The organism is Jiella flava (assembly GCF_017349315.1).
Taxonomy (GTDB): Bacteria; Pseudomonadota; Alphaproteobacteria; order Rhizobiales; family Rhizobiaceae; genus Jiella; species Jiella flava.
In genome coordinates this window covers 206,480-219,198 of the sequence record NZ_JAFMPP010000005.1, presented here as the reverse complement: position 1 = coordinate 219,198, position 12,719 = coordinate 206,480, and the positions used below count along the sequence as shown (strand labels likewise).

Below are 12,719 nucleotides of genomic sequence, written 5' to 3'. Positions count from 1 at the left end.
AACTTATGGAGCGGATCCAAGAAGCGCCGCGCAAACGTCGCGCAAATGGGTGCGCAGCCGGTCCGACGCCGGCGACAGCGCCCGGTCGGCGCGCGTCAGCAGCGCCACCGGAAGATCGAAGTCCGATGCAAAAGGCCGCGCTTGGATGCCTTTGAACTGGCGCCACGGCAAAAGGCCATCGACCAGTGCCACACCGAGGTTCTCTTGAACGAAGGTGACGGCCGACAAGGAGACGTCGATCTCGATGTCCGGCCGATAGCTGCGTCCGGCTGCGGCCGCCATCCGGCTGAGGTCGCGGCCGGGTCGCGAGGACGGACGGTAGGAGATCAGCGGCCAATCCTGCAAGGCCTGGAGGTCCACGGTCGCGCAGCGGGTGAGCCGATGGCCTTCGGGCATGATGCAGACGAGACCGGAGCGGCCGACGGTTTCGCAATTGAGGCCGGGTCGGGGCGTATCGTCCATGGCCACGGCGATCTCCACGTCGCCGGCGAGCAGCATGGGGCCGAGAACCTCGACCGGCGCGATCATCGAGCGGACCGTCACATCGGGACGATCGGCGCGAAACCGCCGCATCGCCCCCGGGATCAGGCTCATGGCCGGCGGCGCGGAGGATCCGAGGCGGACCAGCCCCACCCGCCCCTTCCGCATGTCCTCGGTGCGGCGGCGCAGCGCGTCGAGCTCCGCAAAGACCCGCTCGGCCTCAGGGTAAAGCTCTTCTGCGGCCGGTGTCGGAACGAGACGGCCCTTAACCCGCTCGAACAGGCGGAAGCCGAGTTCGTCTTCCGCATGCAACAGGATCTGGCTGAGAGCCGGCTGCGAGGTATTCAGCGTCGCAGCGGCTTCGGTCACGGTTCCCGTCCGCATGACGGCACAAAAAACCTCGAGCTGACGTGCCCGCATGGCGCTTCTCCAGCCTCATCGCAATGACATTGCGGCATAAGGCGCCCTTATGAGAAAGGACGCAACCGCAATTGGACAGCGGAACCTGCGCTCGGCAGGCTGGTCCATGGGAATCAGTGAGAAGAGGCTGGTATGCAAGTCGTCATCATTGGCGGTGGTTTGATGGGCACAACGACGGCCTTCTATCTGGCCCGTCGCGGGATCCACTCGACCTTGATCGAGCGGCACCAGGTCGGCCGGGCCGCGACCGGGGCGAGTTTCGGCAATATCCGCCGCCAGGGTCGATTTCTGCCACAACTGCCCCTCGCTCATCATTCGCGCGCGCTTTGGGGCGACGCTGAAAGGCTGCTTGGCGAAAATCTCGAATTTCGCGTGACCGGCCATCTTCGCTTGGTCTTCGATGTCGATTCGGTCAGCGACATGGAGACCTACGCGAAAGATGCCGAGCCATGGGGCCTGACGCTCGAACTGTTCGACCTCAACGAGCTGCGCCGTCGCTTCCCATGGGCGGGATCCTCGGCGATCGCCGCGTCCCTCTCGCCGCAGGACGCATCGGCCAATCCCCCGCTCGTCGCCCCCGCCTTCGCGCGGGCGGCCGCCCGGCTCGGCGCAAACATCCTTGAGAACACTCCGGTCGACGCGATCCGCCAGACGGCGCACGGATTTTGCGTTGAGACGCCGGCCGGCGCGATTGCGGCCGACGTCGTCGTCAACGCCGCGGGGGCCTGGGGAGCGCGTCTTGCCGAACGCTTCGGCGAGCCGGTTCCGCTTGAGCCATACGGACCGCAGATGGGCATGACCGAGCCGCTGGCCCAGCGGATCCCCCCGGTCGTCGGCCTATGGTCCCGGATCGCGACCGAAAGCGCCTATTTTCGGCAGATCGAAGGCGGCAATATCATCTTTGGCGGCGGCCTTCGCGCGCCCGCCGCCCTCGACCCCGGCGACGCCCATGCGGACCCCGCGCGGACACTCGCCCAGTTGCCGCTGATCGAGCGGCTCTGCCCGGCACTCGCCCCGCTGAAGGTCATCCGCACATGGGCCGCCTGCGAGGGCTATAGCCGCGACATGCTGCCGGTCATGGGGCCCAGCCAGACGACGCCCGGCCTGTTTCATGCATTCGGCTTCTGCGGTCATGGCTTCCAGCTCGGCCCTGGTGTCGGCGACGTGATGGCCGAGCTGATCACCACCGGCAGGAGCGAAACCTCGATCGAGCCCTTCTCGATCGCCCGTTTTGCGGGCTGACGCGGTCCGTTCAGAAGTCGGCGACCTTGCCAAAATCGCGACGCCGAAAGCGCGATAAGACATATTGCCCATAGGCTACCGCCGGCTCTTCGCCCGTGATGAGATCAGCGATGAGACGCCCGGCGCCCGGACCGATGCCGAAGCCATGGCCCGAAAAGCCGGCCGCAAGCAGAAAGCCGCCCGGCCCGGCCGCCGGATCGATGACCGGTACGCCGTCCGGCGTCGAATCGATATAGCCGGCCCAGCTCGCCTGCAGCGGGATCGTCGTCAGCGCGGGCAAAAGCTGGCGGGCCCGCAAAAGGATGTCCTCGATCACCCGGCGCGAGGGCTTGGGATCGAGAACACGCATGCGCTCCATCGGGGTCGGCTTGTCGAGAGCCCAACCACGCCGGCTCTCGTGCCCGGCCGAAAGAGCGGAGAGATTGCCCGGCTTCAGGATGCGCCAACGTTTGGCGAACATCGGGACGAAGCTGCGCGCGAAGCGAAGCTGCTGGATGGTGGGATCGACATGCGCCCGACCGGAAATGGCGAGGGTATGGCCGCCGTCGCCCCGGCGGGTGACGGAAACCCGCGCCGTATGCAGCGCGTCGGGGATGCCGCGTGCGCCCGGCATCAGCGACAGGATCGACGAGCGCACCGAAGACTGCGGAAAGACGATGCCCAGTTGCCGGCAGAAGGAGGACGCCCAGGCTCCTCCCGCCATCACGACCTGCCGCGTGCGGATGCTGCCGTGCTCGGTGACGACGGCGCTGACCGTCCCGCCTTCGGTCTCGATGCCCCGCGCCGCGCAGAACTGATGGATCGTGCTGCCATGCGCGACGATGCCCCGGCCGATCAAGGGCGCCGCTCGGGCTGGATCGGCGATCCCGTCGCTCGGGGAAAAGACGCCGCCTTTCCAGCGCATGCCCGTCGCGGCGCCTCTTTCGCTCGCCTCGGCGGCGCTCAGCATATGGGTCGTCACGCCCTGGGTGAGGGCAAAGTCCCGCCACCTCGCCCACCCCGCGATCTCCGCCTCGTCGTTGGAGAGATAAAGCAGGCCGCATCGGCGAAAGCCCAAATCCTCATCGAGATCCGCCGCCATCTCCTCCCAAAGCGCAAGGCTTTGGGTAGCCAGCGGCAATTCGCGAGCGTCACGATTTTGTTGGCGACACCACCCCCAGTTTCGGCTGGATTGCTCCGCGCCGATCCGGCCTTTTTCGACCAGCGCGACTTTGAGCCCGCGTCGTGCCAGAAAATAGGCCGCGCAGACGCCGACGATACCGCCGCCGATCACGACGACATCAGCGCTTTCCGGCAGCGTCTCGCTGGACGGCACGATGATCAAGGGCGCGGGCATGGAAGACTCCTGACGTTCTCTCAGCAGTCTAGCGCCACGGCGGGGTATTGGGATGACCAATCACCAAAGGCTTCGGCAGCATCTGCTGCCGTGCCGGGCAGGCGCGGCAATTCATTTTCATCCCCGTTGCGCGATGACAGCTTGCGAGTCGCGGCGATCCGGCTCAAGCTCACCAAATAATCTGCTGCAGGAGAAAGCTCAGTGACGACGAGCGCGCGCATGAAGCTCGACATGATCGATGTGAAAATTCTTTCCGAACTGCAGAAGAACGGCCGCATCACCAATGTGGAACTCGCCGAGCTGGTCAATCTTTCGCCCAGCCCATGTCTGACCCGCATGAAGCGTCTGCAAGCGGCCGGTTACATCACCGGCTACTCGGCCCAGATCGACATTGGCAAACTCGGCGAAATCCTGACGGTCTTTACCGAGGTCACGCTGAAGAACCATCGGCATGTCGACTTCGACCGGTTTCAGGCGGCAGCGCGCAAGATCGACGCCTGCGTCGAATGCCATCTCGTTTCCGGTGGCTACGACTATCTTTTGAAATTCATCACTGCCGGCATCGTCCACTACCAGACCATCATCGAGAACCTGCTCGATCAGGACGTCGGCATCGACAAGTATTTCAGCTTCGTGGTGATCAAATCCCCCTTTATCAAGACCCATCTGCCGCTGAACAACCTATTCGGCGACCGCATCTCCGCCTAAGAGCGCTGGCGCCGGGCAACCGCCCAGCGCTCCGCCGCTCGTCGGTCAGCCATCGCCGACCTCAAGAGCGGGTCGTCGTCGAGCCCATCGAGCCAGCCGGTGTCGAGCTGCGGAACTGAAGAGATCAGCAGGCGCGAATAAGGATGTTCGGCCCCCGATTTCATTCGGCTCGTCGGCATTTCCTCGACCTTCGCGCCCTCATACATGACCGCCACGCGATCGCAGATCGCTTCGACGGTCGAAAGATCGTGGCTGATGAACATGTAGGTCAGGCCGAGCTCGCGCTGTAATTCGTCGAGCAATTCCAGCACGGCGGCCGCGACAACCGTGTCAAGCGCCGAGGTGATCTCGTCGCATAAGATGAGGTCGGGCTTGGCGGCTAGCGCCCGGGCAAAATTGACCCGCTGCTTCTGGCCGCCAGACAGCTCCGACGGCAGACGGTATTTCAAAGCCTTGGGCAGCCGGACCATATCCAGCAGGCGGTCGACCTCGGCTGCGCGCGCCGCCCCACGCATGGCGTGATAGAAGAACAAAGGCCGCGCCAGGATCGCGCCGACCGGCTTGTTCGGATTGAGGGCGGTATCGGCCAGCTGAAAGACGATCTGCAACCGGCGCAGCTCTTCCTTGGAGCGCTGCCTGACACCGCCGGCCAGCGCTTTGCCGTTCATCTCGATCTGCCCGGCCGCGGGCGGCAGCAGCCCCGCGATCGCCCTTGCCAGTGTCGACTTGCCGCTTCCCGATTCACCGATGATCCCGAGGCTGCGACCGCGCTCGAGGGTGAGATCGACATCCTTCAGGACGACATATTTCGGCAGGCCGTCCTGACCCATCGCGCCATAGCCGGCCATCAAGCTCTTGACCTGCAAAATCGGGGCGGCTGGCGCGGCCGCGTCGCTCGGCGGCGACGACTTCGCCTGCGGATGAAAGGCGCTGATCAGCGCCCTTGTATAATCATGCGAGGGATGATTGACGACGGCCTCGGTCGTTCCGACTTCCTGCACCTCTCCGTCCTTCAGAACGACGATGCGGTCGGCGATCTGGGCGACGACGGCGAGATCGTGCGAGACGTAGATGCCGGCCATCCCACGGTCGCGCAGCACCGCCTTAAAGGCCCGCAGCACCTCGATCTGGGTGGTGACGTCGAGGGCGGTCGTCGGCTCGTCGAACACCATCACCTGCGGATCGCCGATCAGCGCCATCGCCGCCGCAAGCCGCTGAAGCTGGCCGCCGGAAACCTGATGAGGATAGCGCGCGCCAATCGTCTCGGGATCCGGCAGGACCAGGGCCCTGAACAGTTCGACAGCCTTTTGACGCGCCACCGCGGCCGGCATGAGATCATGGATCCTGGCTACCTCGACCACCTGATCCATAATCGTCTTCGATGGGTTGAAAGCGGCCGCCGCCGATTGCGGCACATAGGCGACCGTCGTGCCGCGAAACCGGCGCCGTTCCGCCTCGCTCATCGCGACCGTGTCGCGGCCGTCTACCGTCACCGAGCCGCTGGCGATCGAGCAGCCGCTGCGGGTATGACCGAGCAACGTGAGCGCGATCGTCGTCTTGCCCGAGCCGCTTTCACCGATCAGCGCAACGACCTCGCCCTTGGCGATCTCAAGATCGACGCCCTTGATGATTTCCACCACCCGGCCGGAATCGGTCTTCGCTTTGACGCGCAGGTTTCGGATCTCGACAATGTTGCTCATCACTCGCCCCTGTCGCGGATTCGATAGGGAAGATTGTCGATCAGCATGTTGACCGAAATCGTCAGGCTGGCGATGGCAAGCGAAGGGAAAACCACGGCCGGCGCGCCGTAGGACAGGCCGTCCAGATTTTCGCGAACGAGCGCCCCCCAGTCGGCCTGTGGCGGCTGGACGCCCAGGCCGAGGAAGGACAAGCCCGACAGAAGCAGCACGATAAAGACGAAGCGCAATCCGAAATCGGCAAGGACGGGACCGATGATGTTCGGGAAGATCTCCTCACGGACCATATAGACGATCCCTTCGCCGCGAACCCGTGCGACAGTGACGAAATCCATGGCGTTGACATTGACGGCGAGGGCGCGGGCAAAGCGATAGCTCCCCGGCGCGTAGATCAGCGCCAGGGTGACAATCAACACCGTCAGCGAACTGCCGACCCCGGCGACGATAACGAGGCCGAACAGCAGCGAGGGGATGGAGTTGAAGGCATCGAGAAAACGCGACAGGATCAAGTCGAACCAGCCCCCCACGACCGCCGCGATCATGCCGAGTGTGACACCGAGAAAGCAGGCAAGCGTGACGCCGGCCAGCGAGATTCCGACCGTGTAGCGCGCGCCCATCATGATGCGCGATAGCATGTCGCGCCCCAAATAGTCCGTGCCCATCCAGAAGGACGAGGACATCGGCTGAAAATAGTCGAAAGCCACGATCTTGCCGACCGGATAGGGCGCGATCAGCGGCGCGAGGATCGCCACCGCCACCCAGAAGAGGATGATCGCCGCACCGATCGCGCCGACGATGTTTATGCGCAAGCCCAGCCCGCGCGCGGACGACACGGTCGAACTCATCGATTGCGCAACCTCGGATTGGAAATAATGGCAATGACGTCGGCGATCAGGATCAGAAGAAGATAGCAGACGCAGAAAATCATCGCACAGGACTGAATCAATGGCAGATCCCGGGTCGAGACGGCGTCGACCATCAGCTTGGCGACACCCGGATAGTTGAAGATCGTTTCGACGATGATCACGCCACCGAGAAGGTAGGAAAGCGACAGGGCCACGGCGTTCGCGATCGGCCCGAGCGCGTTGGGCAATGCGTGGCTCAACACCATCCGCCGCCGCGAAGCGCCCTTCAGAAGCGCCATTTCGACATAGGGCGTGTTGAGGGTGTCGATCACCGCCGCCCGGGTCATGCGGATCATCTGTGCCGAGACCACGAAGCTCAAGGTGATCACCGGCATGGCGTAGATCCGCAGAAGCTCGCCGATGCCATGCACCTGATCGGCGATCGACAACGCCGGCAGCCAGCGAAGATAGACGGCAAAGACCAGAACAGCGACCGTTGCCACCATGAATTCGGGGATCGAGATCACCGAGACGGTGACGATCGAAACGATCCGGTCGTAGAGCGAGCCGCGGAACATGGCGGCCGTGATGCCAAGGCAAAGCGCGATCGGAACCGAGAACAGGGTGGTGACCCCGGCGAGTTGGAGGGAATTGGTCAGCCGCCCGGAAATCAAGGCAGCGACATCCATGTTGTTGGCATAGGATCGGCCAAGGTCGCCGGAAACAAGCCCCCCCAGCCAATAGACGAAGCGCAGGATCGCCGGTTGGTCGAGATGCATCGCCGTGCGCAGCGCCGCCACCGCCTGAGGCGTTGCCGATTGGCCGAGCAGAATCTGCGCCACATCGCCGGGTAGCATTTCAGTCGCGAAAAACACCGCGAAGGCAACGATCAACAGCGAAATTAGCATGATCCCGAGGCGCTGGACGACCAGTCGGGCGACGACGGCATTCATGTCAGCATGTCACCTCTGCTCCTGACGCCCCACGGATCGGGCGCGACAGCCCCCGATCCAAGATCCACATTCTCAGCTGTCGAGCCAGACATATTCGGCAAAGGCATAGCCCATCATGCCGCCGAGCGGGTTGGGTTTCAGCCCCTTCAGCTTCGACGACAGGGCATCGACATTGGAGATCCAGACGGGAATGATCGTGCCGGCCTCGTCCGAAATCATCGTCTGCATGTCGCCGTAGATGGCCTTGCGCTTGGTGTCGTCCAACATGCCCCGGGCCTCCAGGAGCATCTTGTCAAAGCGTTCCGACTTATATTGGCTCTCGTTCCACGGCGCATCGGAGGCGTAAAGGAGCGAGAACAGAATGTCCGGCGTCGGCCGCGGGTTGATGTTGCCGAAATGCACCGGAGCCTTCAGCCAGTATTTCGACCAGTAGCCGTCGGATGGAACGCGCTTGACCTCGAAGGGCATGCCGATTTCCGAGCCCGCCTGCTGGACCACCGTCGCCATGTCGACCGAAGCCGTCGCCGCATCGGAGGCGACGATCGGAATCGACTGACCGAGAAGGCCCGCCTTCTTGAACAGGTGTTTGGCCTTTTCGGGATCATGCGCCTTGGGCTTCAGATCCTTGTTGTAGTAGCGGTCGTTCGGTGAGACGGGCTGATCATTGGCGATGACGGCGAGATCGCGCATCACCGAGCGCTGAATGACCTCGCGATTGACGAGATATTTCAGCCCCTCGACGAAGCCGGCCTTATCGCCGGGCGACAAATCCAGGCGGACGTTGAGATCGGTGTAGTTGCCGGAGGTCGTCTTCGACACCGTCACGCCGCCGACATTGTCGAGGCGCCGCAGCGCGCGTGGATTGATCGAGGCGGCAAGCGCGATATCGCCAGACAGGAGCGCATTGACCCGCGCCGTATCGTCCGAAATCGCGATGAACTCGAAACTGTCGAGATGAGGAAGCTGGGGCTTCCAGTAATTCTCATTCTTGACGCCGACGGAGCGAACGCCGGGCTCGAAAGTCTGGCATTTGAAGGCGCCGGTTCCGTTGCCCTTGGAAAAGTCGGTGGTCCCGTCGGCGACGATCATGAAATGATGCAGCGCCAGGATAATCGGCAAATCGGCGTTCGGAGCTTCGAGCACGATTTCGACGGTCTTGGCGTCGACCTTCTTGACGCTCGCGAACTGCTTGGCGATGGCTTGGACTTTCGAGCCGGTCGCCGGGTCCTTCAGCCGATTCAGCGAAAAGACGACATCCTCGGGGGTCAGCTTCTTGCCGTCATGGAATGTCACGTCGGGCTTGAGCGTGACGGTCCAGCTCTTGCCGTCACTCGTCTCGACCTTATCGGCAAGTTCCATCGCGACATTGCCGTCCTCGCCAAGGAAGGTCAGACGATTGTAAAAAGCGCAGCAGCGCACATAGTCGGTCGACAGCGAAGCTTTGGCGGGATCGAGCGTGTCAGCGGTGGAGGACGACCACCCCGCCGCCGTCATCGAGCCGCCGGATTTCGGCGTGTCGGCGAAAGCCCGTGTCGCCCGGCCGATGATCGCACCACCGGCCGCGACGGAAATGCCGCTCGCCATCAAAAGCTTGAGAAGGTCGCGCCGCGTCGCACCGCGCCGGATGGCCTCCTCGACCATCGCATCGTCACGACCAGTCCAGTTCGTCACAGTCTTATGGCTCATGCGTCGACCCCTTTTCGTCAGGAAGTTACAGCGATGCTGATGGCAAAGACGGCTCAAAGCCCGTCGACCTCTTCGGCGAGGGCGGCAAGCGTCGTGAAATGAAAATCCGGTTTTGTGAACCGTTCCGGCGCGATCGTACCGCCATAGCCGGCCCGGCCATGACGCCGTTCGATCCAGCAGTTCGTCAGCCCGAGTTGCCGCGATATGCCAATGTCGTGGTACTGGCTCTGTGCCACATGCAGGATATCGTCTTGCGCGATCCCCTCTTTCGCAAGATCGGCAAAGACGTGTTCGAAAAAGGCCGGATCGGGCTTCTCCGCCCCGGTATCGTCGGTGGTGTAGCTTTTCCAGAACGGATCGCCGAGGGCGCTGGAGAAGCGCTCGAAGGCCCAGCGCTGTGCGTTCGTCATGGCGACGAGACGATAACGCTTTTTCAGCGATGCCAGGCTCGCAACGCTGTCGGGAAAGGCCGGCGCAGCGGCGACCGCTTCGACCATCCGGGCGCCGAGCTCAGGGCTCACCGGAAGCGCAAAATGCGCCGCGATCTTGCCGTAACAGCGGGCAACGTCGTCGGGAAACTTGCCGGCCTCGGCGTCCCGTCGCGCTTCGCCGTAGATCGCCAGCGCCGCTTCTGCGTCGAAATCGACGCCGTGCTCCGCAGCAATCGCAGCGAGCCCAGCCGTCAACCCGGCCTCAAAGTCGATCAGCGTGCCGACGACATCGAATGTCAGAACCTTGAAGCTGGTCAATGTGGCTGGCAAAGTCCGATCTCCAATCCTTGGCGCCGCGAGCCGAAGCATGCGCAGCATGGTCGCATGCCCTCACCTGTCATGCGGGCCATCGCAAGACGGCGGCAGGACATCGTTTGCGCACCGCACGCGGCATTCCGCTCCGCACAATGCCTGGGCAAAAAATCCGGTGCACAAGACTTTCGCAGGCCCGCGACCCATGAAAAATCAAAACAGACCGCTGCGGCAGCATCTTGTTTCGAAATTGCGCTTATGGCGGAAGATTCCTCGGCAGCCTCAATAGCCCTGGGACCGGTCGACGATCCCGCGGATGGCCGCCCCGGCACGATGGCCCCGAATGCTGGCGATCGCTGAATACGCGCCTTCCGCGAAATCGGTGATCGTCGCGACATGAGGGGTGAGGACGACCGACGGATGCGTCCAGAACGGATGATCGACAGGCAAGGGCTCGGGCTCGGTCACGTCGAGATATGCCGCCGCCAGCCGGCCATCGTCGAGCGCGGCGAGAAGCGCCTCGTGATCGAGCTGCCGGCCACGGCCGGCATGGACGAGACAGGCCCCCGCCGGCAAGGCTGCAAACAGTGTGGCATCGAGAATGTTGCAGGTCTCGTCGGTCAGCGGCAGGAGGCAGACAAGGATATCCGTGCGCGCCAGGAACGGGGCAAGCCCCTCTTTCCCCGCAAAGGTTTCGACGCCGGCGATCTGGTGGGCCGAGCGCGACCAGCCGGCCAGAGGAAAGCCGAAGGCTCGAAGCGCGTCGAGCGCCGCCCTGCCCAATTGGCCGAGCCCCATGATCCCGACGCGGCGGTTTTTCGCCAGCGCGACGGGCCGGCTTTTCCAGATCCGGCTCCGTTGCTGTTCCAGGTAGCACGGCAACTCCCGATGCATCGCGAGCACCGCGAGAACGACATAGTCGCGCATCATCTCGGCGATGCTCGACGTCACCGCCCGCGCCACCATCACATGATCCGGCAGGTGGGCGAGATCGAACTGGTCGACCCCCGCGCCGACCGACACAATCATCTCGACATTCGGATAGCGCGCCAAGACGTTCTCAGGCAGCGTCCAGGCAGCGATGTAGCGGACGGCGCCGGCATCCACGACCTGCGCCTCGCCGTCGATGAACGGCACATCCGGCAGGTCGCGATCGAAGATCGGGCGCCAGACTTCGGCGCGTTCGGCGCTGGAAAGATAGAGCAGCGCCACGCCCCTCAGTCCCCCTTCATCGCCGCGCGGATGTCCGGATCGTCCAGCGTCTCATCGAGAACCCGCCGTGCTCGCTCCACCATTTCATCGATCTCACCCAGGCTGCAGCAGAGCGGCGGCGCGAAGCCGAGCCCGCCATTGCCGAAGGCCCGGATGATCAGACCGTTGCGATAGGCGCGGTCGAAGATGCGCTTCGAGGGCTGGCTGGCCGCCGGCAACGGCGTCTTCGCAGCCTTGTCGGTCACGAGTTCGACCGCCGCCAGCATGCCGCGCCCGCGCACATCCCCGACCAGCGGATGATCGGCCAGGCCGTGCAGGCCCGCCATCAGCCGCTCGCCGGCCCGCCGGCCGTTTTCCAGCAAGCCATCGTCGTAAAGACGCAACACCTCCAGCCCGACGGCAGCGCTCACCGGATGGCCGGAATAGGTGTAACCGTGGCCGATCAGGCCGTCGCCGGCGCCCTCGGCGATGACCTGGTAGACGTGATCGGCCATCAGCACGGCGCCAAGCGGCGCGTAGCCCGAGGTCAGGCCTTTCGCCACCGTGATGAAATCTGGCACGATGTCCTCCTCGCTCGAGGCGAAGATGGGGCCGGTGCGGCCAAAGCCGGTGATGACTTCGTCGACGACGAATAAGATTTCAAGCTCTCGGCAGGCCTCGGCCATGGCCTTCATCCAGCCCGGCGGCGGTACCAGAACCCCGCCCGAGCCCTGGATTGGCTCAGCATAAAATGCCGCGACCCTCTCCGCTCCGAGTTCGTCGACCTTGGCCCGCAATTCCGCGAGCGACGCCGCGATGATCGCGTCCGGATCCGGTCCAACCGGGTTGCGATAGACGTAATGGGACGAAATCTTGTGCTGCCAATCGAAAGGCACGCCGAAGCCGGCGTGAAAGCCCGGCAGGGCGGTCAGCCCGGCACCCACCGTCGACGACCCGTGAAACCCCTGTGCCAGTGAGATGAACTGATCCTTTTCGGGCATCCCGCGGGCATGATTGTAGTAGCGGATGAAGCGGACCGTGCTGTCCACGGCATCCGAACCACCGAGGGTGAAATAGACGTGATCGAGATCACCGGGCGCCCGTTCGGCAAGTTGCGAGGCGAGCCGGATCGCTGGTTCCGAGCCGAGATCGAAGTAACCTGTCGCATAAGGCAGACGACGCATCTGCTCGGCCGCAGCCTCGACGATACTCTCCTGGCCGTAGCCGGCATTCACGCACCAAAGCCCGGCAAAGCCATCCAGCAGGCGATGCCCCATTACGTCGGTGAGGGTCGCCCCCTTGGCCGACTGGATGACGCGCACACCGTCGCGCTCATGGCCGCGAAAGGAGCTGAGCGGATGAATGAGGTGCTGGCGATCGAGTTCGACGAGCGAATTGGAAATCATGTGGCGTCCTTT

Annotated in this window: 12 protein-coding genes; 2 read left to right on the top strand and 10 right to left on the bottom strand. The window is 63.7% G+C overall.

What is annotated here, in order from left to right; all coding sequences use genetic code 11:
- Nucleotides 1–3: 3 nt before the first annotated feature.
- The gene (locus J1C48_RS08235; RefSeq protein ID WP_207257341.1) at nucleotides 4–900 is read right to left on the bottom strand and encodes a LysR family transcriptional regulator; all 897 of its coding nucleotides are present in this window, start codon (nucleotides 898–900) and stop codon (nucleotides 4–6) included.
- A 132-nt stretch (nucleotides 901–1,032) separates the two neighbouring features.
- Here J1C48_RS08235 and J1C48_RS08230 point away from each other — a divergent pair, with 132 nt between their 5' ends.
- A complete protein-coding gene (locus tag J1C48_RS08230) occupies nucleotides 1,033–2,142 on the top strand; it encodes an NAD(P)/FAD-dependent oxidoreductase (RefSeq protein ID WP_207257340.1) in 1,110 nt (369 codons plus the stop codon).
- A gap of 10 nt (nucleotides 2,143–2,152) precedes the next feature.
- Here the strand turns inward: J1C48_RS08230 and J1C48_RS08225 are convergent, their stop codons facing one another.
- Nucleotides 2,153–3,478 (bottom strand): NAD(P)/FAD-dependent oxidoreductase, encoded by a 1,326-nt coding sequence (locus J1C48_RS08225; protein WP_207257339.1) that lies wholly within the window; start codon nucleotides 3,476–3,478, stop codon nucleotides 2,153–2,155.
- Between the two features lie 20 nt (nucleotides 3,479–3,498).
- Nucleotides 3,499–3,711, bottom strand: coding sequence for a hypothetical protein (locus J1C48_RS08220; RefSeq protein ID WP_207257338.1), 213 nt, complete (start codon nucleotides 3,709–3,711; stop codon nucleotides 3,499–3,501).
- On the opposite strand from J1C48_RS08220, the gene J1C48_RS08215 reads away from it, so the two are divergent.
- Nucleotides 3,698–4,186, top strand: a complete 489-nt coding sequence (locus tag J1C48_RS08215; protein WP_207257337.1) for an Lrp/AsnC family transcriptional regulator — start codon at nucleotides 3,698–3,700, stop codon at nucleotides 4,184–4,186. The two genes, J1C48_RS08220 and J1C48_RS08215, sit on opposite strands and share 14 nt — an antisense overlap.
- Here J1C48_RS08215 and J1C48_RS08210 read toward each other — a convergent pair.
- The 7 genes from J1C48_RS08210 to J1C48_RS08180 form a co-directional block, all read right to left on the bottom strand.
- Nucleotides 4,183–5,886, bottom strand: a complete 1,704-nt coding sequence (locus tag J1C48_RS08210; protein WP_207257336.1) for an ABC transporter ATP-binding protein — start codon at nucleotides 5,884–5,886, stop codon at nucleotides 4,183–4,185. The genes J1C48_RS08215 and J1C48_RS08210 overlap by 4 nt on opposite strands.
- The gene (locus J1C48_RS08205; RefSeq protein WP_207257335.1) at nucleotides 5,886–6,728 is read right to left on the bottom strand and encodes an ABC transporter permease; all 843 of its coding nucleotides are present in this window, start codon (nucleotides 6,726–6,728) and stop codon (nucleotides 5,886–5,888) included. Before J1C48_RS08205 ends, J1C48_RS08210 begins: the two co-directional genes overlap by 1 nt.
- A complete protein-coding gene (locus J1C48_RS08200; RefSeq protein ID WP_207257334.1) occupies nucleotides 6,725–7,681 on the bottom strand; it encodes an ABC transporter permease in 957 nt (318 codons plus the stop codon). The genes J1C48_RS08205 and J1C48_RS08200 overlap by 4 nt, the downstream gene beginning before the upstream one ends.
- A gap of 72 nt (nucleotides 7,682–7,753) precedes the next feature.
- Nucleotides 7,754–9,367 (bottom strand): ABC transporter substrate-binding protein, encoded by a 1,614-nt coding sequence (locus tag J1C48_RS08195; RefSeq protein ID WP_207257333.1) that lies wholly within the window; start codon nucleotides 9,365–9,367, stop codon nucleotides 7,754–7,756.
- A gap of 53 nt (nucleotides 9,368–9,420) precedes the next feature.
- The gene (locus tag J1C48_RS08190; protein WP_231081875.1) at nucleotides 9,421–10,128 is read right to left on the bottom strand and encodes an HAD-IA family hydrolase; all 708 of its coding nucleotides are present in this window, start codon (nucleotides 10,126–10,128) and stop codon (nucleotides 9,421–9,423) included.
- Between the two features lie 264 nt (nucleotides 10,129–10,392).
- On the bottom strand, nucleotides 10,393–11,322 hold the full coding sequence (locus tag J1C48_RS08185) for an NAD(P)-dependent oxidoreductase (protein ID WP_207257332.1): 930 nt from the start codon (nucleotides 11,320–11,322) through the stop codon (nucleotides 10,393–10,395).
- 5 nt (nucleotides 11,323–11,327) lie between these two features.
- A complete protein-coding gene (locus tag J1C48_RS08180; RefSeq protein ID WP_207257331.1) occupies nucleotides 11,328–12,707 on the bottom strand; it encodes an aspartate aminotransferase family protein in 1,380 nt (459 codons plus the stop codon).
- Nucleotides 12,708–12,719 lie beyond the last annotated feature (12 nt).